Genomic DNA, 24296 nt, shown 5'->3' on the forward strand with positions numbered 1-24296 from the left:
GGCCATGAGCCAAGCAACCTTCGCCGTGGGCACGGACCTCGTTTGTATCTCCGAGTTTGCCCAGCAGCTGGAGCTGCCAGGCACTCGCTTCGAGGGCGTCTTTAGCCCCACGGAGTTGCGCGTGGCAGCGACGAAGCCGAGTCCACAGCGCCGCGCTGAGCATTTGGCCGGACGCTGGGCGGCAAAGGAAGCCTTCATCAAAGCGTGGTCGCAGGCCCTCTATGGGCGCCCGCCGGTGCTTGCGGAAGATGAGGTGCGTTGGGCAGAAATTGAGGTCCAGCCCGATGCCTGGGGCAGGGTAGCTATCTCGCTTAAAGGCGCAATCCGCGAGCGCGCCGCAGCCAGCCTGGGCCAGTTTTTCACCTCGCTGAGCATTAGCCACGATGGTGATTACGCCACTGCGACGGTGCTGCTGCAGATTGCTTCAGCTGGTTAGCTCGTCGCTACAGCGAAGAGATAGGCGATGAGCATGCGCTTGATTTCGCGCACGACGTCATCAAAGCTCTCCGGCTCCCCTGAAGTCGCGTAATTGAGCATGGAGACCACCGTGTGCACCAAGAACCCAGAAAGCTCGATGCGTTCGTCATAGCTCATCTGCTGGGCAAGCGGCTCCAAGATATCCGCCAAGGGCTTGAGCATCTGCAGCTCGGTATCGGCGGCGGTAGCGCGGGTGGCAGGGGTGGATTGCACCGCATGCCAGACTGCCCGGCGCGAAGGATCCTCACGCCACATACGGGCCAGATGGTCGATGAACTCGTCCAAGAAATCCGGCCACTGCAGGGCCGGGACATGCTCGGAGAAGCGGCGGATTTCCTCCAGGTTGCCCGCGGTATCTTGGCGGTCTAGTTCGCAGATGAGCACGTATTTATTGGCGAAGAACTGATACAGCGTGCCGATGGGAACCTCGGCGCGCCGGGAGACTTCGTCGAAGGTGAAGGACTCAAAGCCGACGTCGACAAGCACGCTTCGCGCAGCCTTGAGGATTCGATTGAACTTCTCGCGGCTGCGTGCTTGGGCGGGGCGCCGGCGGGGAACCAGCAGCTCTGTGTCCTGCTTAGTGCTCATCTGTTTGTTTAGGAAAGACCCTTCATCACGCGAGCCACATGGCCGGTGGCCTTGACGTTGTAGAGCGCCTGGCCGATGGTGCCATCGGCCTCGACCAAGAAGGTGGAGCGGATAACGCCCTGGACTACCTTGCCGTAGTTCTTCTTCTCACCAAATGCGCCGTATGCGCTCATGACCTCTTTGTCAGGATCTGAAAGCAGCGGGAAGTTCAGCTCGTGGTCTGCGCGGAACTTGGCCAAGGCCTCCGGCTTATCAGGGGAGATGCCAACGACGGCAATGTCTAGACCATTGAGCTGCTCGAAAGCATCCCGGAAGTCACAAGCCTCCTTGGTACAACCCGGGGTATTAGCGCGCGGGTAGAAGTACACAAGCACGCGCTTTCCTGCGTAATCGCTAAGGCTGACGGAGTTGCCTTCGTCATCGCTCAAAGTAAAGGTGGGGGCAGTATCTCCGATTTCCAAACGCTTTGCTTCAGTCATGCCCTCAACCATACCGTGCACACCGGCGGGCAAACACTGTAGACTTATTCTTTGATTGACTCGGTGGAAGCTGAGCCATTAACGCCATAAATGCGAAAACAAATTCAGGAGTTACAACGTGGCACGCGACATTAACGACATTCAGCGCGACATCGAGCGCACCCGCCGCCAGCTGGCTAGCACCCTCGACGAGCTCGCGGATCGCAGCAAGCCGCAGAACTTGGTTGATGACGCAAAGGGCGCCGCAACCGAGAAGCTGCAGGACCGCAACGTACAGATGGCACTCGCCGGCGTTGGCGCAGCAGTAGCTGGCCTTATCGCTTTTTCTGTATTCCGTTCCAAGCGTCGCAAGAACGACCTGAAGGAACTGCAGCGCCTGCTCGCTGAGCGCCGCTAACTCGGCGCGGATTTAACCGCTTTTAGCTGACCTTTGCCCCTGCCTCTAGCAGTTCGGCAAAGGTCTTTTTTGCGCGCTCTTCGCTCACCGGCGCGCAGTAATTTTCTAGAACGTTGACGCCAAAGCCCTCTTTTAATGCATCGAGAGCGGTGGCGCGCACGCAGTGATCGGTGGCAATCCCCACGATGTCGAGGCCCTTTACGCCACGGTCGCGCAGCCACTGCGCGAGGCTTGCTCCATCGTCGGTGCACTCGGCCTCAAAGCCGGAGTAGGCAGCGGTGTAGGCGCCTTTGTGGAAGTAGGCGTCGATGGGGGCGTCGGCAAGCGCAGCGTGCATGGCCGCACCCTGGCTGTCTGCAACGCAATGCACAGGCCAGGTATCGATGAAATCCGGCTCGGTGGCAAAGTGCCCCTCCGGCTCGATGTGCCAATCCTGCGTAGCCACGACGACGTCATACGACGCTTCACGCACAAGCTTTGCGATGCCGCGGGCTACCGCATCACCGCGACTCGTTGCGAGGGCTCCGCCGGGGCAGAAGTCATTTTGTACGTCCACAATCACAAGAACCTGAGGAGTGCTGTTCATGCGGGCCAGCATAGTCATCCGTAAGCTAGAGCGAGATGAAAACACCAATTCCTTTTTACTTACGGGAAATCCTTGACCATGTCCGTGATGATAAACGCGGAAAAGTAGCGGACTATATTCCAGAGCTTGCGGTTGCGAACCCGGACTACCTAGGCGCAGCGATGTGCACCACCACTGGCCATGTCTATTGGGCAGGTGATGCAGATATCGAGTTCACCATGCAGTCCATCTCCAAGCCTTTTGTGTATGCGCTTGCATTGCAGGAGCTGGGGCTGGAAGCGGTGCGCTCGATTGTGGGAATGGAGCCTTCCGGTGAGGCCTTCAACGAGTTGTCTTTGAACCGCGACGACCACCGCCCGGTCAACCCGATGATCAACGCGGGCGCAATTGCGGTCACGCAGCTCATCAACGGCGTGGACTCGGGCGTCGATGAACGTGTTGAGCGTATCCGCAGCTACATGTCTCGCCTGGCGGGTCATGAGCTGCATATTGACGAAAGCGTTTCCGGCTCTGAGCTTGAAAACGCGGAACGCAACCTCGCGCTCGCGCACATGCTGCGCAATTACAACATTATTGAGGATGAAGCCCACGATGCGGTGCTGACTTACACCCGGCAGTGCTCTATCCGCGTGACAGTCAAAGACCTCGCGGTGATGTCTGCGACGCTGGCTAACGGCGGCCGTCAACCGATAACCGATGACAAGATCCTAGATGCCGACGTTTGCCGCCTCACGCTGGCGCTGATGAGCTCGGCAGGTATGTACGACGGCGCGGGTCGCTGGATGGCGGAGGTCGGCATTCCGGCGAAGTCGGGCGTGGCAGGTGGCCTACTGGGTACGCTGCCGGGCCAGCTGGGTGTGGCTACCTTCTCGCCGCGTCTGAATGAGGAGGGCAATTCCGTGCGCGGTGTGGAAGCCTTCAAGCTTTTGTCTAAGGACATGGGGTTGCACCTGATGTCCACTGAGGAGCGCTATGGCGTGCAGCCAATCCGCCGCATCGTGGACGAAGATACCGCGACGGTTATCTACCTGCAGGGCGTGCTCAACTTCAACGCCGCGGAAACCGTCCTGCACGAGTTGGAGCGCTATGACCTGAGCACCGCCAAAGTGGTCTTGGAGCTTTCCAATGTCACCGCGACTAACCGCATGGGGCGCCGCATGTTGAAGGAGGGCCTGCGCCGCATCCGCGAGTCGGGCTTCGATATCGAGCTGGTGGACCCAGACCACGAGCTCGAGGACCTCAAGATGTCTGACGGCACCGAGGTTCCAGTTGGCGACCCGGAGGACTATCAGATTGCGGGCGAGCCAATCTAACGCTTTCTGTGGCGTGGTGCTGCCTCCTCCTGCGCCCGCAGTGGCAAATGGTGAGGTCGCCCCGCAGTCAATGGGGCGCGTGTTAACTGGTGGGGCTGGTGACGGCTGACCTCACCATTCTTTCCTCACCATTTGGAAAATCGACCTCACCATCTAGGTTGCCGGCTTTTGGAGTCCAGGCGGGTGGCCGATTCCGGCGAAGATTAAGGGCGCTTTCCGTGGGGCGAATCGAGCCCTTTCTAAAAAGGTAAAATCGCGCCGCTTCTGCTGATGTTACTGTTTGCTGGCGGGGCTGCGGTGCCTCGGCTGAGATGGCGGAATAAAAAATCTCGCGGCCTCCGTGAAAGGAAACCGCGAGATTATGTATTGTGCGCCATCAGGGACTTGAACCCCGAACCCACTGATTAAGAGTCAGTTGCTCTGCCAATTGAGCTAATGGCGCCTATGTTGTCTGGCTGGTTTGTTTGCCTGCCGTGCAACGAGAAATAACTTTAACACCCACTATTCAAAACTGTAAAATCGCCAGGCCATTGTGTGTTTTTAGGGTGTTTTATGATGGTTTATGGGGCTTCCAGATTCGCCGTCGAAGAAGGCGGGTGGGGCAGGGGTGTTCTTCTTATAACAATTGATTAACGCGTGAAGCGCCGTGTGGTGTTTTGAAGGTGTGCGATATACGCTAATTGAGAAATTCTGACCGTCTTATATGCACAAATTTTAAAGGGCCCAAGTGTTTAATTCCCTCCCTCTCGCTCGTCGTGTCCTTGCCACTACCGCTGTAGCCCTAACAGCCACTGTTGCGGCAGCGTGCACCATTGATTCTTCCGCTCAAGATAATGCCGCTGAACAAGCCGCGTCCGCTGATGGCAGTCAGGGTGGTGCAGAGCAATCGCAAGCGCCAAAGGCAAAGGATCTGCAGTTCTCCGTTAAAGATGGTGCGAAAGACGTCGATCCCTCCGAGTTCGTCACGGTAAAGACCGAGGGTAAGCTGAAGTCCGTCACCATGACCAATGAGCTTGGCGTTGAGGTTGCGGAAAAGCTTTCCTCTGACGCGAAGACCTGGTCCACCGATGAGGTTCTGGGCTATAACCACACCTACACAATCAAAGCCGCCGACGTTGATGGAAACGAAAAGACCATCACCTTCAGCACTCCACAGTCGGCGGGTGTCTCTGAGGTTGCGCTTTCCCCGATTCCGGGCGCCGAAGTGGGCGTTGGTCAGGTCATCGGCGTGCGCTTTGGCAACTACGTCACCGACCGCAAGGCTGCCGAGGAAGCAATCACCGTCAAGACCACCCCAGAGGTTGAAGGCGCTTTCTACTGGATCAATGACCAGGAAGTGCGCTGGCGTCCGAAGGATTACTGGCAGCCAGGCACCAAGGTTGAGGTCAACGTTGATCTCTACGGCCGCAACTTGGGCGGCGGCATCTATGGCGGCGAGGACGCTTCCACCAACTTCACCATCGGTGACCGTGTGATTTCCCTGGTGGACAACGCCACCAAGACTATGAAGGTATTTAAGAACGGCCAACTGCTGCGCGAGATTCCGGTTTCCCTGGGCACCGATGGCCAGTGGGATACTCCGAATGGCCGCTACATCATCGGCGATGAGTACGAGTCGTTGGTCATGGACTCCAGCACCTTTGGCTTGGCTGTCGACGCCGGCGGCTACCGCACCTCCGTCAATTACGCTACGCAGATGTCCTACTCCGGCATCTACGTTCACTCCGCACCGTGGTCCATCGGCGCACAGGGCGTCTACAACCAGTCCCACGGCTGCATCAACCTCTCCCCGGAGGCCGCGCAGTGGTTCCAGTCTGTGGTCAAGCGCGGCGACATCGTCCGCGTCTTCAACACTGGCGGTGCGCAGCTCAACCCATTCGATGGTTTGGGCGATTGGAACATGGACTGGGAGACTTGGTCCAAGGGCAATACCAACGCGAACGCTTAAAGCAGAGCTTTAAGCAGGATAAAAGGAGCTCAGCGGTGACGCCGTGGCGTCGCCGTGCATGCGTTTGAGCACGTTCTCGGCGGAAATTAGGCACATCGGCACGCCCACTCCGGGCACTGTCGTGGCACCAGCATAGTAAAGCCCGGCAACCTTGGAAGAGATGTTCTTTCGGCGCAGGAACGCAGACTGCGCTAGCGTGTGCGCCGGGCCGATCGAGCCGCCGCGCCACGCGTGATAGCGTTCTGCGAAATCCGCTGGGCCCAGCGTGCGGCGGATTACGATGCGTTCTTCCAAGTCTGCGATACCGGCCCAATCCCCAATCTGCTTTACGGCAGCGTCAGCAATGGCCTCCACGCGGGCGGAAGGACTATCGCGGTAGGCGTTGCCGTGTCCCAGCGCGGAATCAGCCGGCACTGGCACGAGCACGAAGAGATTCTCGTGACCTTCCGGCGCCACATCGGGGTCCGTTGCCGAAGTCTTGGAGATGTAGATGGAGTGCGAACAGTCCAGCGGACGGGCTGGCTCAGGGCCGTGATAGACCGCGCGGAAGTCCGGCGCCCAGTCCTTGCTAAACAACAACGTGTGGTGTGAAAGCTCCGGAAGTTTGCCCTTCACTCCGAGCAGCACAAGCACGGTTCCAAGCCCCGCATCGCGCCCGGCAAAGTACTTTTCCGGGTAGGTGCGCAGGCGTTGTGGGAGGAGCGTGTTCTCGGTGTGGTGAAGATCGGCGGCGGAAACCACGGCGTCGGCAAGCAGCTTTTGCGTGCCAGAGGCGTCGGTGATGCGCACGCCCGTCGCGCGCGGGGAGGCGCCCGCTGTGAGGATGCTGGTGACCTCCGCGCCCAAGCGGAACTGCACGCCGGCGAGCTGGGCCTGCTTGGCGATGGCGCGCACCACCGCATCGAAGCCACCCAGCGGGTAGCGCACGCCCTCGACCAAGTCCGTGTGGCTCATCAGCGAGTACAACGCCGGCGCCGCCGCGGGTTCGCTGGATAAGAACACCGCTGGATAGCTGAGCACCTGGCGCAGCCGGTAATCGCTAAAGGACTGCGCCACATGTTTGTCCAGCGTCCGTACAAGGAGCTGCGCCAGCATACCTAGCCGGGAGCGAACCGCGGGGCCTAAAAGCTCGCGGGGACTGCTGAAAGTGGTGTAAAGGAACTTCGATAGTGCCACGTTGTAGATGTCGCTGGCCTGGGCGAGGTAGGCGCGGATGCGGGCGCCGGCGCCGGGTTCGATGGACTCGAAGAGTTTGGCGACTTTCTCAACGCCGGTCTCGACGTCGAGGAAGTCACCATCGTCGTTGTAGACGCGGTAGGCGGGGCTGAGATCGATAAGCTCGAGCTCTGCCTGCGTGGACGTGCCACAGAGCTCAAAGAAGTGGTCGAATGCCTCTGGCATCAGGTACCAGGAAGGGCCCGTATCCCAACGAAAGCCCGCTTCTGTCAGGCTGCCCGCGCGGCCGCCCACCTCTTCTAGTTTGTCCACTACGGTGACCTTCTTGCCATCGCGCGCAAGCAACGCTGCGGTGGCAAGGCCGGCGACGCCTGCCCCGATGACGATGACGGTCTCGGGCTGCCCGCTGGAGTGGGCGGTAGAAAGGCGGGGCAGTTTCATCAGTTGCTCTTTCTGAAAGAATGCAAGGTGGCGCGGCTTAAAAGCGCTAGCTTGCGTGGGGCGCTGACGCGGGTGCGTTGGGAAAAGACGGCGTCGGCAGGCAGTGCTGCAAGGTCGTTGGTCAAGGCCTCGAAAAGGTCAGTGGCGGCGGTGACACCGACACGCGCCGAGAATGGAAGCCTGCCGGTAACGGCGCGGGCAGTGGCGAGATCGCTGCGGATATCGGCGATGAGCAGGTCTTTGTCCTGCGTGCTCAAGCCGCCGTCGCCTGCCTGCGGGAAGTAGCTGCGGCCAAGTTGTGCGGTATCCGCGCCGAGGTCGCGCAAAAAGTTGACCTTTTGAAAGGCGGCGCCGAGGCGCCGTGCACCCGTCTCGAGCTGGCTCAGCTCGGGGCCAGAAACTGGATGATCCACCAAGAAAGCAGACAGGCACAAAAGCCCAATGACCTCCGCGGAGCCGTAGATATAGGCCTCGAGATCTTCCTCGTCGACGTAATCGCACTGGTGAAGGTCGCGGCGCATCGACGCGAAGAAGGCCCGAATGTGCTCATTCTTGAACCCGCAGCGCCTGGCGGAAATGCCATAGGCATGCAGAACCGGATCAGTGTGAAAGCGTTGCGAAGGCGCGCGCAGAACCGCCTCTTCGTATGCATTGAGAGTCTGTTCGACTTCTGTTGTGTTAAGGCCCGCGGCGGTTGCGGCGCCGTCGACGATTTCATCCGCTATGCGAACCACGGCATAAAGATTGCGGATATCGGTGCGTGTGCGGGGAGCGAGCAGCTCGGAGGCAAAGGAAAAGCTCGTGGAATAGGCCGCGATGATTTGTGCTGCGGCTCTTTGGGCACTTTGGTCATAGCGTGGCAAAGGCTGAGTGGGGAAGCGAGAAATCCCAAACACAATCGGCCACCTTAATCCACGGGGCTAAAAATAGCGCGAGAAAAGTATAAGGCCCTAACCTGAAAAATAACAGGTTAGGGCCCTCATCGGGGTGGCTGACGGGGCTCGAACCCGCGACACCCAGGATCACAACCTGGTGCTCTACCAGCTGAACTACAGCCACCATCGCTGCCTTAAAAGCAGCACGGATAAGATTAACTCACGCCGCGTAAATTACAAAAACGCCTGGTAGTCAGCGGTAGTTGACTCCTTGAGATCCGCTGCTTCCGCGGAGGAGGGACCGTCGTCGGTGCGGAACACACTGCGGCGGTAGTAGTCCAACTCGCGGATGGACTCGATGATGTCCTGGAGCGCGCGGTGCGCCATGCCCTTGTCTGGCTGGTTGTAATAAGCGCGCGGGAACCAACGGCGGCTGAGCTCCTTGATGGTGGAAACGTCAATCATGCGGTAGTGCAGCGCTTCATCCAAGCGCGGCATGTAGGCGCGAATGAAGGTGCGGTCGGTGGCGATGGAGTTGCCTGCCAGGGGGGCAGGATGCTCGGGGTCGCAGTGCTCAGCGATGAGCGCCAGGACGGCATCTTCGGCTTCCCGCAGAGTGGTGGTGGATTCGCGGATTTCCTTATCCAGGCCGGAGTTGGCGTGCATGTTGGTGACAAAGTCATCCATCTCAGCGAGCTCCGCTTCCGTGGCATGGACCACTAGGTCGATTCCCTCACCAATGACGTTGAGGTTGCCATCAGTGATGATGGCGGCCACCTCCACGATGACGTGGCGCTTCGGGTCCAGCCCTGTCATCTCCAAGTCAATCCAGACGAGTCGGTCATTCTTCGGGGCGATGTCAGTCATGGGTTTAACCTTAGTCTTCCTAGAGCCGCGCTTGTCGACGCCTCCCTTCCCACCGTCTGATTTAATCCACCGGCGTGGAAGGTGTGGCGGGGGTAGGCAAAGGGTGTGTTTTGGTGCAGATAGTTCAGTTTTTCTAAATGGTTTGTCTTAGCGGTATTGACGGTCCTTGAGCTGTGCATTAAATTTCGTTCAACCGACAGGTAATGTGAAGAATTAGATTCTTCCAAAACATTTTCGTGATTATCCTCACAAAGTTCGATTGAAGTAGTGCATGATTCTTTATGTCACTCTTTATGTTAGAGATCACACTTTTAGAAAGTAGGTTCCCTCATATGGCCGGGTTCTTGGATGTTCTCAACTCCCTCATTTGGTCCCCAGCACTCGTGTTCCTGTGCTTGGGCGCCGGTGTCTATTTCACGATCGTGACCAAGGGGTTGCAGATTCGCTGTATTCCCGACATGATTGCGCAGCTGAAGAACGGCGAGAAATCAGACTCCGGTGTTTCTTCCTTCCAGTCCCTGATGATTTCCCTCGCCGGTCGCGTCGGCGTCGGCAATATTGCCGGTGTTGCCACGGCGATCGCCTTCGGTGGCCCAGGTGCTGTCTTTTGGATGTGGGCGGTGTCGCTGTTGGGGTCCGCTACCTCGTTCGTGGAATGTACTCTCGCCCAGGTCTACAAGGAAAAGGATCAGGACACCGGCGAGTACCGCGGTGGCCCGGCGTACTACATCGAAAAGGCTTACCGTCACACCTCTGTGGGCCCGTTCATGCTGGTCTACGGCATCATCTTCGCTGTCGCCATGACTCTGGCTACCAGCTACTTTCTCCCAGGCATCCAGGCCAACGGTGTGGCCGCTGCAGTGGGGAACGCCTGGGGTGTCAACGTCACCTGGTCCGCAGTCATCCTGGCTGGCGTCTTGGCCTTCATCATCATCGGTGGCGTCAAGCGTATCGCTAACTTCACCTCGCTCATCGTTCCATTCATGGCCGGCGCTTATATCATCATTGCGCTGACCATCCTGTTCATGAACTTCGGCGACATTCCACACGTTTTTGGCCTCATCTTCAAGTCTGCATTTGACATGGAAGCAGGATTCGCGGGCATGCTGGGCTCTGCAATCATGTGGGGCGTAAAGCGCGGTATCTACTCCAACGAGGCAGGCCAGGGCACCGGCCCGCAGTCGGCAGCAGCTGCTGAGGTTTCCCACCCAGCAAAGCAGGGCTTCGTTCAAGCATTCGCCGTCTACGTCGATACCCTCTTCGTCTGCTCGGCCACCGCCTTCATCATCATCTCCACTGACATGTACAAGGTCTTCGAAGGCGAGTCCGAGGACGGCGCCGTTCGCTACGCCGGCTCCCTGCCTGACGGCATTGAGGTCGGCCCAGGCTTCGTTCAATCCGGTATGGACTCGGTATTCAACGGGGTCGGCGCTTCCTTCGTGGCAATTGCTATCGCGTTCTTCGCCTTCACCACCGTTCTGGCTTACTACTACATGGCAGAGACCAACCTCACCTACTTCAACCGCTGGATCAAGAATGCTGGCGCACGCCGCGCGCTGGTGTGGGTCCTGCGCGGCCTCATCATCATCTCCGTCATCATTGGTGCTACCACCACCCCGGGCTCCGCGTGGGCATTGGGCGACATCGGAGTGGGCGCCACCGCATGGCTTAACATCATCGCCGTCCTCTTCCTCCAGGTCCCGGCACTCAAGTGCCTCAAGGACTACAGCGCGCAGAAGAAGGCTGGCAAGGATCCGGTCTTCGACCCTGAAGCTCTGGGCATCAAGAACGCCGACTTCTGGGTAGAGCGCAAGAACGCTCGCTCTTCCTCTGTAGTTGAGTAAGGCACACCAAAAGCAGGCTCGCGGAAAGGGTGGGAGTGCCTTAGGCCATCTTTGAGTAGAAGCTGCCGATGAGCGGTGCGGCAATCGGGGTAGGAATGATTTGGCCAAGCGTATTCATGGCCTTCGACAGCGGGCCTGGCACCACGCGGCGCTGGTTGCGAGCCATAGCCTCTAGGGTCTCTGCGGAGCAGGACTCGTAGGTGGTCCACAGGAAGTCAGGAACTACCTTATCTACGATGGACTGCTCTTCTTCCGGGATGACGGCATCGCGCACCGGGCCGGGGGCTAGCAAGGTACAGCTGACGCCAGAGCCTTTGAGCTCGTAGTGCAGCGCCTCGGTGAAAGCGTTGACGCCTGCCTTTGTAAATACATAGGTGGCGTTGTTCGGGATGGAGACGTTGCCCGCTGCAGAACCAACGTTGCAGATAGCGCCGGAGCGACGCGGCAGCATCTGGTCCAAAGCGGCGCGGGTCAGGCGGTGCACGGCCTTGCCGTTGAGATCGAATTGCTTGTTCTCATAGTCCCAGTCCTGGTCCATGAATTTGCCAAAGCTGGCGATGCCCGCGGAGTTGACGATGATGGAAATCTCTTTGCCGGCCATGAACTCGATGACGCGGTCGACGTCGGCTTCCTTTGCTAAGTCGGCGGCCAGAGCGATCGCATCGATCTCGTGCTTCGTCTTCAGTTCATCCGCGATGCGCTCGAGGACTTCCTGGCGGCGCGCCACCAAAATGACGTTATAACCGCGGGCGGCCAGATCGCGCGCCATCGCCTCGCCGATGCCCTGGCTAGCGCCCGTAAGTAGCGCATAGGAATTGCGGGTGGGTGCGGGAAGACCTGCGTTTTTAGCCATTGTGATTGTGTCCTTTCGCCGAAAAGAAGTTTTCAACCAGCGTAGACGAAAGCAAAACATCAGGGTGATTCTCGGGGTTTTACCTGATGCGTGTGGCCTGCCGAGAAGCTTTAATGGAAGGCGCACACTAAGAAGAAAGGACAATCATGAATACCCGTTTGACCCGCTCGAGCACAGATTTGTACATCGGAGGCGTGTGCGGCGGCATTGCTCAGACCTACAACCTGGATCCCACGTTGGTGCGCATCCTCTTCGTTGTTGCCACTTTGGCAGGCTTTTCCGGTGTGCTGGCTTATATCATCCTGTGGGTCGTGATGCCGGTAGGCAGCTAAGCCCTACTGCAGTGGCCCAAAGCCCATGAACCTATGCCAGGTTTCCCATTCATCGCGGAGCCTGGCGGCGTGGTGTGCGGGGCTGGCGACGTCGTCGATAAGCACCGCGTCCTGCATGCGCACGCCATTGTCGAAGAACAACGCCGCGTGCCCGGAAGCGCCATAGCGCACGACAGGAACGAGGTTGAGGCCGTCGAAGGAAAGATGCGCATTCGGGCGCACATCAAGGCCCGCGATGGCGGCAAGCGTCGGCGCCAGGTCCATCGGGGAGACTAGCTCTGGGCACGGCTCCACCAGCTTTTGATCCGTAGCACCCGGCCACGACAGCGACATCGGCGAGGGCCCGCCGCTTAAGGAACACACAGCAAGGACGCTGTGCTTGGCGACGTCGCGCAACCGGGCCGGCTCCGCAGGTTCCTCGAGCAGCCGGAACACGGGCTGCTCAGCAGTGCCGGGGGGCGAGTCGATGTCCTCGCTGATGCGGTAGCCGGCCTCGCGGAAGATATCGGTGATACGGGTAGTGGCGCCGCGCTGCGGATACTGGCCGGTCAGAACCGAGTTGCGCGATTGTGCGTATTCCGGCGAAGGCGCCCATGCGTTGGCAAAACGCATGCCGATGAGCGCTTCTTCTGGGGCAGTGACGAAGGTGGCCAGCGTGATATCCATGCTTGTCATTTTAGGCGCGCTTACTAATCCAGACCGATAAAACCAAAGAAAAGGCCACCAATCTGTGGAAGAAACTTTCCAGTAAAGTGGCCTTTTCGGCGGTGCCCCCAGCAGGACTCGAACCCGCGACACATGGGGTAGAAACCCACTGCTCTAATCCGCTGAGCTATGGAGGCTTAGGCCTTCATCTTAGACCAGCCGGCCTCCCGTACTAAAAGTAGGGCTTAGCGTCTTAGGCCTTGTCCGCTTCTGCCGAGTGGGCGGACTTGTGAAGAAGGGTTTCTTCGCTCTCGCCGCCAACGGAAAGGATGAGATCTACCAGCTGGTTGGCGGCAGGGGAAAGGTCGCGGTCGCGGCGGTAGATGAGCAAGGACTGCATCGGTGGGATGCCTTCTGCAATCTCGCGGAGGTGAATGCCGCGGTGGTTGAGCGCCTGCGCCGAGCTGGGGACAAGGCACACGCCGATGCCGCCGGAAACCAGCGGGAGGCCGGTCTGGAGGGTAGAGATTTCTTGGACGCGGTTAGGGACGGCGTCCGGGTGCTTGGCAAAGACCTGGTCCAGCAGCTCAGGAAGGCCAACGAATTCAGGGTTGCGCGGAGGCAGGATCCACGTTTCTTCCGCGATGTCGTGAAGGGAAACAGGGTTGGGCAGGTGCTGGAGGCGATCCGGTACAGCGACGCGGAATTCCATCTCGCTGGCTACATGGACGTTGAGCTCGTCGTGGTAACGCTGGGCAAATGCGTGTGGGTCAGTCGAAGGCATCAGGCCTAGGTCGATGGAGCCTTCGAGGATGCGGCGCAGGGTTATGGTCGGTTCCGGATCGTCCAAGAAGATGTTGACCTCAGGGGCGCGATCCACCATGCGGTGAAGAACCTCTGGCATAAACAGCCAGTTGAACTCCGGCGCAGACGCGATAGAGACGCTGCCGGCGGCGCCGCTGGCGATCTCGGTGATGCGCTGTGCGGCGTCGCTAAGCAGGGTGTCCATCTTCGCGGCGATGGAATAGAGGTAGTCGCCCGCTTCGGTGGTCTTAACACCGGCGCGGCCGCGGGTCAGGAGTTGAACGTCAAGCTCCTTTTCGAGCTTACGGATAGAGAGACTGAGAGAAGGCTGAGTCATATCTAGAGCTTCAGCCGCATGAGTGAAAGATCCGTAGTCCACTACGGAACGAAAGTAGAGTAGCTGGCGTGAATCCATAGGGGATAATTATGCCAGAACTTAAAAGATTATTCGTTTTAGGTAAGAAGACGGTTTGGGCGGTAGACTGCGCCTATGGAAAAGCGGGAAGAAACTGCCAGCTCAGCGGCTCGCGCGGCTTCGGCAACGGATTCGCCGGCGCAGGGCGCTGCGTCCAAGAACACAGTTTTCAAAGGTGGAAAACGTGGCGCCAAAGGTGCTACAACGGTCTACCTCGCGGCTCTTATCGTTTCAGGGCTGGTTGCTGGTGTCATTTCCCTGTTCTTTCTGGCGGAGTCACTCGCGGCATTGGGCATTCCCGATCCCGGGCGTTTGACCACATTCGGCCTGCCATTTTTCCGCGGCGTCGCCTGGATTTTAATGGCGCTGTCGGTGGGCTCGTACATGGTTTCAGCCTTTCTCGTTGCGCCGCAAATTCCTAAAAAAGACAATGATTGTCTCATTGAGTCGCGCTTAAGCGTCGATGGACACATCGCCGCCCGCGCCGGCGCCCTGGCAGCTTTTGGCGTGGCAGTGGTATCTCTGCTGGAAGTGCCGCTGGTTATGTCCGATCTGACGGGCACGCCTTTCCTCAAAGTCCTCAACCCGCAGCTGATGAGCATGGCGATGGATAGCATTTCCACCTCCCAGGCCTGGTTGGTTACAGCCGCCCTCGCGGTTGTTGCCGGCGTGCTGGGCCTGGTTTCTAAGAAATGGTCCCTGCAGCCCATTGCGTTTTTCTTCGCACTCATGCAGATTGTGCCCCTCGGCATGGAAGGTCACTCTGCTTCCGGCGGCGATCATGATTACGGCACGAACTCCCTGCTCTTCCACCTTTTCTTCATGGTGCTTTGGGTGGGTGGATTGCTGGGGCTTATAGCCCATAGTCGCCGTCTGGGACCAGACATGCCTACGGCTGTGCGCCGCTACTCGGTGGTTGCTTTCATCTCCATCGTGGCTATGGCCGCCTCCGGCGTGATTAATGCGCTCATCCGCGTTGAGCTAGCAGACCTGTTTAGCACCCGCTATGGCCTTATCATCGTCACCAAGGCGGTGCTTACTGTTCTGCTTGCCGTCTTTGGACTAGCGCATCGCCAGATCACCATGCCGCAGCTGGAGCGCCGTCCGCTGCTTTTCCGCCGCGTCGCATTCGTGGAAATCCTCGTGATGGCAGCCACCGTGGGCGTGGCTATTTCCATGGGCCGCACGCCGCCCCCGCCGCCGCGCGATCCGAACCTGAACAACATGCAGGTGCTCTTGGGCTACGAGCTTCTCGACGCCCCGACGGTGACCAACGTCTGGACCATGTACCGCTATGACCTCATGTTTGGCACTTTGGGGCTCGTGCTTGCTGCCGCCTATGGCTACGCGCTGCTGCGCCTGCGCCGCCGCGGCCTTAACTGGTCGCGGGTCCGAACCACCTGGTTTATGCTGGGCGCCTTAGGCCTGACCTTCATCATGAGCTCGGGCATCGGCCTTTATATCCCGGCGCTTTATTCCATACACATGCTGGGGCATATGCTCCTTTCCATGGCGGTTCCGCTCTTCCTCGTGCTCGGCGCACCGCTGACCTTGGTGATGGAGGCCTTTGAGCCCGGCGCGCCGGGGCGTCCCACTGTCCATGACTTGGCGGTGGCGGTAACTAAGTCGAAGCTTTTGAAGTTTCTTACCCATCCGGCGGTCAATCTGATTCAGTTCCTGACCTTTTTGTACGTGCTCTACCTTTATCCGGAGCTGTATCAGTTCGCGGTTTCTGAGCATGCCGGCCACGTAATCATGAACTGGGTCTTCTTGGTCTCGGGCTATATCTATTACTGGGAGGTTATCGGCCCGGATCCGTTGCCGTTCCGCGCGCCGACTAACCTGCGCCTTCTGGTGTTGTTCTTCTCGATGCCGCTGCACCTTTTCGCCGGCGTCTACCTGATGCAGCTGCAGAGCGTGCTCGGCGTGGAGTTTTATGAGTCGCTGGGGCTGCCGTGGCACCCGGACTTGCTGCAGGATCAGCGCGTGGGCGGCGGCATCGCGTGGGGCTTTGGCCAGTTCCCGTTGGTCATCGTCTTTGGCAAACTCTTTTTGGACTGGCTGCGCGATGACCGTGCTACCGCTCGCCGCCACGATGCAAAGGCAGAGGTCGACGGCGATGCGGAGCTGGAGGATTACAACGAAATGTTGCGCCGCATGAGTGAGGGCGACGCCACTGGATTCCGGCAGCAGTAATCGTTGCAGTAGAGCCGGTTATTTTTCTGAGCGAAGTTCTTTTTGTGGATAGATCCCCTGCCGCTTCGGGCAGGGGATTAACTTTTGTTGATGCTTCCAACAAGTTATCCACAGCTAGGAAAATCGGCCCTTGTGGCAGTGCTAGGACGCTAGCGATGATTCGAGCAAGGAAGGTATTTACACGACCTTCTTAAAACACCGCGAGGCAGGAAGACCTGTACTCACAAGTTTCGCTAGCTCAGCAAAGGATTTTCTAAAGCACATGTCTCAGCTACCAATCACCATCACCGGCCATCTCACGCACGAACCCGAGCTCATCAGAGTCAACACCGACATGTACAAGGCGCGCCTGCGCGTGGCATCCTCCCGCCGCATCCCGGTGGATAATGCGGACAACGGAGTCCGTGAGTGGCGCGATACCGACCTCATCTACATCGACGTGGAGCTGTGGGGTCAGTTCGCGATCAACGTTAAGAAGTCATTGCACCGCGGAATGCCGGTCATCGTGGTCGGCTCGGTCTGCTCCGATTCCTGGCTGGCGCCCGATGGCCAGAATAAGTTCCGCACCTTTATCAAGGCTTTCTATGTCGGCCTAGACCTAAACCGCTACGTTATCTCCTCCCGCAAGCTCGAGCGCGTCTATGAAACCGACGGATTGGAGGCACCTGCTTCGGGCGAGACGATGCCGGAAGTCGATGTGGACAGGACGGCGTCGATGGCCGCAGGTGCCGGCACCCAAGACCATGACGATAAGCACGACACCGCAGCCGATCGCCGTCAAGCTGCGCATAGTAAGGCGAATGCAGCCGAGGAGTCGTTCGAGGAGGCCGAGGCGCCCGCCGAGCAATCGGTAGGCAGCTAAGCACCGCCTTGTGGATGCCTGCGACCTGGGCGCCCCGGGGAGGTGCAAAGCGGGGGATTGAAATCACACGCTAATCCCAGCCCGGGGCGCTAGGTACATCCATGTCATGTACTCTTTGTTGTGTTATAAACCATTCCTAAGTTCAAGCAAAGGGTGAAACATGGGCGAATTCATCTACACGATGAAAAACGTGCGTAAGGCAGTCGGCGAGAAGCTCATTCTCGACAACGTAACGATGGCCTTCTACCCAGGCGCCAAGATTGGTGTCGTCGGCCCGAATGGTGCAGGTAAGTCCTCCATTCTGAAGATCATGGCCGGCATTGATCAGCCTTCCAACGGTGAAGCATTCATCGACCCGGGCAAGACCGTGGGCATCCTCCTGCAGGAGCCACCGCTCAACGAGGAAAAGACGGTCCGCGGCAACGTGGAAGAGGGCCTCGGTGACATCTTCGAGAAGAAGCAGCGCTTCGAAGCTATCGCGGAAGAGATGGCTACGAACTACACCGACGAGCTCATGGAAGAAATGGGCAAGCTGCAGGAGGAGCTGGACGCTGCCGACGCCTGGGAGGTTGACTCCAAGATTGAGCAGGCGATGGAAGCTCTGCGCTGCCCGCCTTCCGACGCCCCGGTAAACAACCTTTCCGGTGGTGAGCGCCGCCGCGTTGCGCTGGCGAAGCTGCTGCTTTCAGAGCCTGACCTGTTGCTGCTCGACGAGCCAACCAACCACCTGGACGCCGAGTCCGTGGAGTGGCTGGAAAAGCACCTTGCTGACTACCCGGGTGCCGTCCTAGCCGTTACCCACGACCGTTACTTCCTCGACCACGTCGCGGGTTGGATCTGTGAGGTTGACCGCGGCAAGCTCTACCCATACGAGGGCAACTACTCCACCTACCTGGAGAAGAAGGCCGAGCGTCTCGAGGTTGCTGGCGCCAAGGATAAGAAGCTGCAAAAGCGCCTGAAGGAAGAGCTCGCCTGGGTTCGTTCCGGTGCCAAGGCACGTCAGGCAAAGAACAAGGCTCGTCTCCAGCGCTACGAGGAGATGGCTGCTGAGGCTGAGCAGTACCGCAAGCTCGACTTCGAAGAAATCCAGATTCCTACCCCTCCACGCCTGGGCAACAAGGTCGTTGAGGTCAAGAACCTGGTCAAGGGCTTCGACGGTCGCACCCTGATCAAGGATCTCTCCTTCACCCTGCCGCGTAACGGCATCGTGGGCGTCATCGGTCCGAACGGCGTCGGTAAGTCCACCCTGTTCAAGACCATCGTTGGCCTGGAGCAGCCGGACGAGGGCACCGTCGAGGTTGGCGAGACCGTCAAGCTGTCCTACGTTGACCAGGGCCGCGAGAATATTGACCCAGAGGCAACCGTCTGGGAGGTCGTTTCTGACGGATTGGATTACATCCACGTCGGCCAGAACGAAATGCCTTCTCGTGCATACCTGTCCGCATTCGGCTTCAAGGGCCCGGACCAACAGAAGCCTTCCAAGGTGCTCTCCGGTGGTGAGCGCAACCGCCTCAACCTGGCGCTGACCCTGAAAGAGGGCGGCAACCTGATCCTCCTCGACGAGCCAACCAACGACCTGGACGTCGAGACCCTGGGCTCCCTGGAAAACGCTCTAGAGAAGTTCCCGGGCTGTGCAGTGGTCATTTCCCACGACCGCTGGTTCCTGGACCGCACCTGTACCCACATCCTCGCGTGGGAGGGCAATGTTGCAGAAGGCCAGTGGTTCTGGTTCGAGGGCAACTTCGGTGACTATGAAAAGAACAAGATCGAGCGCCTAGGTGAAGACGCTGCTCGCCCGAGCCGTGTTACCCACCGCAAGCTGACCCGATAAGAGTGACTACTAGCTAGTAAAAGGAATCAATGTCTTCTGAAAAGGTGCACGCCCATTCTGTAGGCGTACGGTGGTCGGACTTCGACATGTACGGCCACATGATGAACGCCAACTATATCGAGTTGGCGCAGGAGGCCCGCCTGGCATTTGCCATGGACCATTTCTACAAGCAGGGTTTGGAACTCATTGCGTTCGTGCGTCATCTCGACGTCGACTATGTTCGCCCGCTGAAGTGGGATGGAAAGAATTCCACCGTCACCGTAGAGACTGCTGTAGTACGCCTAGGCAATACCTCGTTTACCACCCGGCAGGAAATCAAAGACGGTGCTGGCAACGTAACTTGCGTGGTCACCTGCACCCAGGTGGTCATCGATAAGGTAACGCAGGCGCCGCGTCCCGTCTCCGAGGAAGAAAAGAAAGTCATCACGGAGAATGCTTTGGTTAAGCTGGACGCATAGCGCGAGCCAAATCCGGCTCGATGCGTGAGCAGTTTGTCTAGGAGGGCCCGCAGACCATGGTTCATGAATTACTCGAATTATTAAGTGGTGGACCTGGTTTGCGGGCCCTTCTCGCACGTGCGGTGGGGTTGGATGCTTCGGCAGTGGTGCGCTTGCGTCAATTCGACGCCCAGACCGTCGAGGCTTTCGTTACCACTCCGTTCGAGGTCGTCGCCGCCCGCCGCATAGAGGCCGTTGTGTCCCGCGATGGGGCAGTGGTTTCCGCGCAGACCCTGCATGATGCGCTTGTGCTCGCCGGGATTGAGTCTGCGACGCTGGACTTAGGCCCAGCCCGCGATCCTTCTTGGCCCGGTGCGCTGCCGCCAGCCACGGGCTTTCAGCTTATCGACACCCTGCCCGTCGAGGTGGTCCGTGAGCTCTCGGATAAAGGCCAACAGTTAGCACGCCAGTTCTCTGGCCCGATGGGCCCGCCTGCTAGCTTGTTGAATCAGACCGTGGTCACGGTTAGCGGTGGTGCGGAGCAAGAGGTTGAGATTCCCATGCGGATGATCTTTGCCTGCACGAGCCTAGGCCTAATTCCCGGTTTTGCTGCGCCCATGGATATCCCACGCCACCTGCGTGTCTCCGGCCTCGGTCGGTGGGTACGCGTCGACGCGCCCTTCGGTAGCGTTTATCGCTCGACGCGCTTGTCCCTCTTCTAACTCGCTATAAAAGCACCGCGGGCCCTCCGAAAGCCGTCCAGCCGAGTGGGCCAAAGGAGCGGCTGAGCTCGAAAAATCCACGGTTTATTTGCGTCATTCTAAGGATGGTAGCGGTGTGCTATGGCCTCCGCGAGCCGTGGTAGAAAATCACACTCGAAATCATTTGTGCTGTGCGTTACTCTTTGGGGAGGAGTTTATCCATCAAAATTTTCTTGCTTAAGGAGTTCTAGAATGCGCATTGGCGTCCCTAAAGAAATTATGAACAACGAAAACCGCGTTGCTCTGACCCCACTTGCGGTGCAAACACTCGTAAAAGATGGGCACGAGGTGCTGGTGGAAACCGGCGCTGGCGTGGGCGCTTCCTTCCCTGATAGCGATTACGAGGACGCCGGTGCGCGCATCATGCCTACCGCCGCAGAGACTTGGGAGCAGGCGGAGATGGTGGTCAAGGTCAAGGAGCCGCAGGCCTCCGAATATGGCTACCTGCGCCCAGACCTCATCGTGTTTACCTACCTGCACCTGGCGGCGGACCGGCCTCTTACCGATGCCCTCGTAGAAGCCAAGACCACTTCGGTGGCCTACGAGACTGTCACCGACCGCCACGGCACCTTGCCGCTTCTTACTCCGATGTCCCAGGTGGCGGGACGTCTCGCGGTGATGGAGGGCGTGCATCACCTCTTGTCCACGCAGGGCGGCCGCGGCGTGCTGTTGTCGGGTGTTCCGGGCACGCAGGCCGCCCGCGTCGTCGTTATTGGCGGTGGCCAGGTCGGTGCCTCGGCCGTGGCGATGGCCCGTGGCCTCCGCGCCGAGGTGACGGTTCTGGACCTGGATCCGCATGTGTTGCAGCGCTTTGACGAGCAGTACCAGGGCACCGTCCGCACGCTCATTTCTGACCCAGCCACCCTGGAGGCGGAGCTCTTAGAAGCCGATCTCGTCATCGGCGCTGTCCTTGTGCCAGGCGCCGCTGCGCCGAAGTTGGTGCGCGAGGAAACAGTCAAGAAGATGAAGCCGGGAGCTGTGCTTGTCGACGTCGCGATTGACCAAGGTGGCTGCTTCGAGAACTCGCGCAAGACTTCGCACGATGAGCCGACCTTCAAGGTTCACGACACTTTGTTCTACTGCGTGGCCAACATGCCGGGCGCGGTGGCCAACACCTCTGCGCGGGCGCTGAACTCGGCAACTCTGCCGTATATTCGCGCAGTCGCAGCGCAGGGTGTCGATGGTGCCATCGAGCGCTTCCCAGGCTTGTCCGGCGGTGTGATGACCCGCGACGGCAAGCTCATTTCTGAGCCGGTGCGTCGGGCCTTTAATTGGGAGGATTAAACCCTAGCGATTGATGAGCATCTGCGCCACGCGCTGCATGTGATCCCAAATCATGTGGCGATAGGCCGGCGGAATCGTCTGCTCATCAATCTCCGCCAGGGAATTGCCCATGAGCTCTAACCAGCGATCATGGGCTTTCTGGTCCACGGGATACGGGGCATGGCGCATGCGCAGGCGCGGATGCCCGCGGTTTTCGCTGAAAAGCTGCGGGCCGCCCCAGTATTGAACCAAGAACCATTTGAGGCGCTCCTCAGCGCCCTCCCAATCGGCATCGGGGTACATCGGGCCGATGACGTCATCGTTGCGGACTTGGGCATAGAAACCGTGGACCAACTTTTCGAAGGTCTCCATGCCGCCGATTGCCTCATAAACGCTGGCTGGCTGCTTTTCAGACGGCATGATTTAAGACTCGTTTCCTGGGGTCGAAGGGCTGAGGCTTTCTACCTGTGCGTCTGGAGCCTCGTCCATGTCAAAGAAGGCCACGCCCTGTGGGTATGGGGTATCGATGTCGTTGGCATGCATCGCGTTGAGAATCTTCGACTGCAGTTTGCGCTGCACGCCCCACTGCTTTCCTGGCAAGGTCTTGACCACGACGCGGAAGGACATATGGTCGACCTCGAGGCTGGAAATTCCATTGACGTCGGGCTTGTCTAGGAGGTCGTCGCGGATGGCGTCGTCAAGCGCGGCTTCTTCAACCGTCTTGGAGATGACGTCAAAGGCCTTATCCGGGTCGTTGGAAAGCGCGACCGGAACCTGCACGCGGGCCACGGAGTAGTGGTCGGAGTGGTTAGCCACCTGCAGGATCTCGCCATTGCGGACGTACCACAGGGCGCCGTCGATATCGCGCACGGTAGTGATGCGCAGGGAAATCGACTCAACGTCGCCGAAGACACCGTTGCCCAAATCGATGGTGTCGCCGATGCCGTACTGATCCTCCAACAACATGAAGATGCCGGAGAGGAAGTCCTTGACCAGTGACTGAGCGCCGAAACCAAGGGCAACACCGACCACACCTGCGGAGGCTACGAGTGGGGCAACGTTGACGCCGACCTCGTCCAGGATTGCGAGCACGGCCCAGACCCAGATGAAAATGCCCGCGGCGGAACGGCCCACGCTAGCCAAAGTCTGCAGGCGGGAAACGCGGCGCGCCTCGTGGGATTTGGACAGTGCGGTTTCCTGTTTTGCAGCTTTGCGGCGCGGGCGAATCTGGGACTTCAGGCGGCCGTTTTTGATGCTGTTATCTGCCAGCTTCGTGATGAGGCGGCGTAGCAACCAGTGGCCGACGAGCGCGATGAGAAGGATGATAGCCACGCGGATGGGCTTATCCACGAGCCATGCCTGGGTGGTTTCGTTTTCCCACAAGCCGGTGAGGTTATCTACTGCCTCTTGTGGAGTGGTCTCGCCTTGGGCGAGCGTCATATGCGGTGCGAAATTAGGGCTCATAGTGCTTTCTATTTGGGGAAAGTGTGCGAGGGCGTGCGGTGACGGGGCTAGCAACGATGGGCTAGCGAAATCTGCTACGCGCAGCCACACCATGGTACGTAAAGGGCAATCGTTGGGCATGGACCACGGGCTCGGCGTTTCCTAAAGTTCCAGCTCAGTGTCGCGTTAAGTGCTGCAATGAATTTAAAGAAGTAATCCGCGGGCAAAGTGGACAGCTTTGTCTACAATTTTTAGACATGACTGTTAAGCGTGCTTCTGGATTCCACTCTCGCTCCATCCATGCTGGCTACCAGCCCGATAGCCACATGGGCAGCATCAACGTACCGATTTATGCCTCGACCACCTTTCAACAAGATGGTCTGGCGCAGTTGCGCGGCGGCTATGAATACGGGCGCGTGGCTAACCCCACGGTGCGCTCGCTCGAGCTAACGCTTGCCGCATTAGAGAATGCGCAATATGCGCGGGCTTTTTCATCTGGCATGGCAGCCATCGATACGCTGTTGCGCATTATCTTGCGCCCGGGTGACCACGCTATCTTGGGGAATGATGCTTATGGCGGAATGTATCGCCTGCTCAACAACGACTATGGGCAGTGGGGCAGTGAGCTTGACATCGTAGATACATCCGACGCCGCGGCGGTTGCTGGGGCCATCCGCGAAAACACCAAGCTGATTTGGCTGGAAACCCCAACCAACCCGGCGCTGAATATCACTGACATCGCCGCAGTTGCCGCGTGCAAGAGCGGCGCCCAAGTGGTCGTGGATAATACCTTTGCCACTCCATACCTGCAGAATCCGCTTGAACTGGGCGCGGACCACGTGGTGCATTCCACCACCAAATACTTGGGCGGCCATTCTGATGTGTTGGGCGGAGCAGTGGTGACAAATTCCGCTGAGATGGACGAGCGCTTGTTGTACTTCCAGGGCAACGTCGGTGCGGTGTCTTCGCCCTTTGATGCATATCTCACCGCTCGCGGCATTAAGACGTTGGGGCTGCGGATGGATAGGCACTGTGAAAATGCGCAGGCAGTAGCCGAATACTTGGAATCGCGGCCCGAAGTAAAGCAGGTGCTGTATCCGGGGCTACCGACGCATCCGGGACATGAATTGGCTGCACGGCAAATGCGCGGCTTCGGCGGCATGATGTCGGTGCGCTTCCATAACGAGGAGCACGCAAAGCAGATTTGCCTGAACACGAAGCTGGTCTCACTCGCGGAGTCGCTGGGCGGCGTGGAATCGCTGATTGAGCATCCGCAGAATATGACCCATGTGTCCGCCGCGGGCTCTGAGTTGGTTCCACCTGCGGACTTGGTGCGCATCTCGGTCGGCATCGAGGATATCGCCGATCTTATTGCGGACTTCGAGCAGGCATTGGACACGTTGGGTTAGGGAGGCGGCGGCCTTACTCGAACAGATACCCAGGGCTGGGCACCCAGACCTCCT

Annotated in this window: 24 protein-coding genes and 3 tRNA genes; 13 read left to right on the forward strand and 14 right to left on the reverse strand. The window is 58.9% G+C overall.

The features are described 5' to 3' along the window. The first annotated feature begins 4 nt into the window (after positions 1-4). On the forward strand, positions 5-436 hold the full coding sequence (locus tag HMPREF3155_RS07615) for a holo-ACP synthase AcpS (protein ID WP_061924333.1): 432 nt from the start codon (positions 5-7) through the stop codon (positions 434-436). Here HMPREF3155_RS07615 and HMPREF3155_RS07620 read toward each other — a convergent pair. Continuing rightward, complete coding sequence (locus HMPREF3155_RS07620; protein ID WP_070432976.1) at positions 433-1065, reverse strand: TetR/AcrR family transcriptional regulator; 633 nt, start codon at positions 1063-1065, stop codon at positions 433-435. The genes HMPREF3155_RS07615 and HMPREF3155_RS07620 overlap by 4 nt on opposite strands. 8 nt (positions 1066-1073) lie before the next feature. Then, complete coding sequence (gene bcp / locus HMPREF3155_RS07625) at positions 1074-1544, reverse strand: thioredoxin-dependent thiol peroxidase (RefSeq protein WP_070433069.1); 471 nt, start codon at positions 1542-1544, stop codon at positions 1074-1076. Positions 1545-1662: 118 nt separating this feature from the next. Here bcp and HMPREF3155_RS07630 point away from each other — a divergent pair, with 118 nt between their 5' ends. Continuing rightward, entirely contained in the window at positions 1663-1941 is a 279-nt protein-coding gene (locus HMPREF3155_RS07630; protein ID WP_061924326.1) for a DUF3618 domain-containing protein, read from the forward strand. A gap of 22 nt (positions 1942-1963) precedes the next feature. On the opposite strand, the gene HMPREF3155_RS07635 is transcribed toward HMPREF3155_RS07630, so the two are convergent. Continuing rightward, positions 1964-2527, reverse strand: a complete 564-nt coding sequence (locus tag HMPREF3155_RS07635; RefSeq protein ID WP_061924443.1) for an isochorismatase family protein — start codon at positions 2525-2527, stop codon at positions 1964-1966. A 35-nt stretch (positions 2528-2562) separates the two neighbouring features. Between HMPREF3155_RS07635 and HMPREF3155_RS07640 the strand changes: the two genes are divergently transcribed. Beyond that, complete coding sequence (locus tag HMPREF3155_RS07640) at positions 2563-3840, forward strand: glutaminase (protein ID WP_061924324.1); 1278 nt, start codon at positions 2563-2565, stop codon at positions 3838-3840. 369 nt (positions 3841-4209) lie between these two features. Here HMPREF3155_RS07640 and HMPREF3155_RS07645 read toward each other — a convergent pair. After that, positions 4210-4282: transfer RNA gene (locus HMPREF3155_RS07645), tRNA-Lys, on the reverse strand. Positions 4283-4567: 285 nt separating this feature from the next. Here HMPREF3155_RS07645 and HMPREF3155_RS07650 point away from each other — a divergent pair. Continuing rightward, entirely contained in the window at positions 4568-5788 is a 1221-nt protein-coding gene (locus tag HMPREF3155_RS07650) for a L,D-transpeptidase (RefSeq protein WP_070432977.1), read from the forward strand. A gap of 9 nt (positions 5789-5797) precedes the next feature. On the opposite strand, the gene crtI is transcribed toward HMPREF3155_RS07650, so the two are convergent. The 4 genes from crtI to orn form a co-directional block, all read right to left on the reverse strand. Next, positions 5798-7405, reverse strand: a complete 1608-nt coding sequence (gene crtI / locus HMPREF3155_RS07655) for a phytoene desaturase family protein (protein ID WP_070432978.1) — start codon at positions 7403-7405, stop codon at positions 5798-5800. Then, positions 7405-8301: a phytoene/squalene synthase family protein gene (locus tag HMPREF3155_RS07660; protein WP_246817711.1), complete on the reverse strand. Its 897-nt coding sequence runs from the start codon at positions 8299-8301 to the stop codon at positions 7405-7407. The genes crtI and HMPREF3155_RS07660 overlap by 1 nt, the downstream gene beginning before the upstream one ends. A gap of 90 nt (positions 8302-8391) precedes the next feature. Continuing rightward, a tRNA-His gene (locus HMPREF3155_RS07665) sits at positions 8392-8464 on the reverse strand. Positions 8465-8514: 50 nt separating this feature from the next. Next, complete coding sequence (gene orn / locus HMPREF3155_RS07670) at positions 8515-9147, reverse strand: oligoribonuclease (RefSeq protein WP_061924309.1); 633 nt, start codon at positions 9145-9147, stop codon at positions 8515-8517. Positions 9148-9479: 332 nt separating this feature from the next. Between orn and HMPREF3155_RS07675 the strand changes: the two genes are divergently transcribed. Further along, positions 9480-10991, forward strand: coding sequence for an alanine/glycine:cation symporter family protein (locus HMPREF3155_RS07675; RefSeq protein ID WP_070432979.1), 1512 nt, complete (start codon positions 9480-9482; stop codon positions 10989-10991). Between the two features lie 40 nt (positions 10992-11031). On the opposite strand, the gene cmrA is transcribed toward HMPREF3155_RS07675, so the two are convergent. Then, entirely contained in the window at positions 11032-11844 is an 813-nt protein-coding gene (cmrA, locus tag HMPREF3155_RS07680) for a mycolate reductase (protein ID WP_062037495.1), read from the reverse strand. A 146-nt stretch (positions 11845-11990) separates the two neighbouring features. Here cmrA and HMPREF3155_RS07685 point away from each other — a divergent pair, with 146 nt between their 5' ends. Continuing rightward, positions 11991-12176, forward strand: coding sequence for a PspC domain-containing protein (locus HMPREF3155_RS07685; RefSeq protein WP_201057373.1), 186 nt, complete (start codon positions 11991-11993; stop codon positions 12174-12176). 3 nt (positions 12177-12179) lie between these two features. Here HMPREF3155_RS07685 and HMPREF3155_RS07690 read toward each other — a convergent pair whose 3' ends face one another. The 3 genes from HMPREF3155_RS07690 to HMPREF3155_RS07700 form a co-directional block, all read right to left on the reverse strand. Further along, a complete protein-coding gene (locus HMPREF3155_RS07690) occupies positions 12180-12842 on the reverse strand; it encodes a hypothetical protein (protein ID WP_070432980.1) in 663 nt (220 codons plus the stop codon). A 102-nt stretch (positions 12843-12944) separates the two neighbouring features. Beyond that, positions 12945-13018 (reverse strand) — tRNA-Arg (locus tag HMPREF3155_RS07695). Positions 13019-13074: 56 nt separating this feature from the next. Next, positions 13075-14040 carry a LysR family transcriptional regulator gene (locus HMPREF3155_RS07700; protein WP_070432981.1) on the reverse strand — a complete coding sequence of 322 codons (966 nt, stop codon included), beginning with the start codon at positions 14038-14040 and terminating at the stop codon, positions 13075-13077. A gap of 75 nt (positions 14041-14115) precedes the next feature. On the opposite strand from HMPREF3155_RS07700, the gene HMPREF3155_RS07705 reads away from it, so the two are divergent. From HMPREF3155_RS07705 to ald, 6 genes are all read left to right on the forward strand, one after another. Next, positions 14116-16236, forward strand: coding sequence for a bifunctional copper resistance protein CopD/cytochrome c oxidase assembly protein (locus HMPREF3155_RS07705; RefSeq protein ID WP_070432982.1), 2121 nt, complete (start codon positions 14116-14118; stop codon positions 16234-16236). Between the two features lie 262 nt (positions 16237-16498). Then, positions 16499-17098 (forward strand): single-stranded DNA-binding protein, encoded by a 600-nt coding sequence (locus tag HMPREF3155_RS07710; protein WP_070432983.1) that lies wholly within the window; start codon positions 16499-16501, stop codon positions 17096-17098. Between the two features lie 160 nt (positions 17099-17258). Then, entirely contained in the window at positions 17259-18929 is a 1671-nt protein-coding gene (gene ettA / locus HMPREF3155_RS07715) for an energy-dependent translational throttle protein EttA (RefSeq protein ID WP_061924239.1), read from the forward strand. Between the two features lie 29 nt (positions 18930-18958). Beyond that, positions 18959-19387, forward strand: coding sequence for an acyl-CoA thioesterase (locus HMPREF3155_RS07720; RefSeq protein WP_070432984.1), 429 nt, complete (start codon positions 18959-18961; stop codon positions 19385-19387). Between the two features lie 56 nt (positions 19388-19443). Beyond that, the gene (locus HMPREF3155_RS07725) at positions 19444-20088 is read left to right on the forward strand and encodes a DUF8185 domain-containing protein (RefSeq protein ID WP_061924233.1); all 645 of its coding nucleotides are present in this window, start codon (positions 19444-19446) and stop codon (positions 20086-20088) included. A gap of 231 nt (positions 20089-20319) precedes the next feature. Continuing rightward, a complete protein-coding gene (ald, locus tag HMPREF3155_RS07730; protein ID WP_061924230.1) occupies positions 20320-21411 on the forward strand; it encodes an alanine dehydrogenase in 1092 nt (363 codons plus the stop codon). Positions 21412-21414: 3 nt separating this feature from the next. On the opposite strand, the gene HMPREF3155_RS07735 is transcribed toward ald, so the two are convergent. Together HMPREF3155_RS07735 and HMPREF3155_RS07740 are read right to left on the reverse strand one after the other, a co-directional pair. Beyond that, on the reverse strand, positions 21415-21810 hold the full coding sequence (locus tag HMPREF3155_RS07735) for a globin (RefSeq protein WP_061924226.1): 396 nt from the start codon (positions 21808-21810) through the stop codon (positions 21415-21417). A gap of 3 nt (positions 21811-21813) precedes the next feature. Beyond that, complete coding sequence (locus HMPREF3155_RS07740) at positions 21814-22854, reverse strand: mechanosensitive ion channel family protein (RefSeq protein WP_083281274.1); 1041 nt, start codon at positions 22852-22854, stop codon at positions 21814-21816. Positions 22855-23090: 236 nt separating this feature from the next. Here HMPREF3155_RS07740 and HMPREF3155_RS07745 point away from each other — a divergent pair, with 236 nt between their 5' ends. Continuing rightward, positions 23091-24242 carry a cystathionine gamma-synthase gene (locus tag HMPREF3155_RS07745; RefSeq protein WP_070432986.1) on the forward strand — a complete coding sequence of 384 codons (1152 nt, stop codon included), beginning with the start codon at positions 23091-23093 and terminating at the stop codon, positions 24240-24242. Positions 24243-24296 lie beyond the last annotated feature (54 nt).

Source organism: Corynebacterium sp. HMSC06D04, from assembly GCF_001807315.1.
Lineage (GTDB): Bacteria > Actinomycetota > Actinomycetes > Mycobacteriales > Mycobacteriaceae > Corynebacterium > Corynebacterium simulans.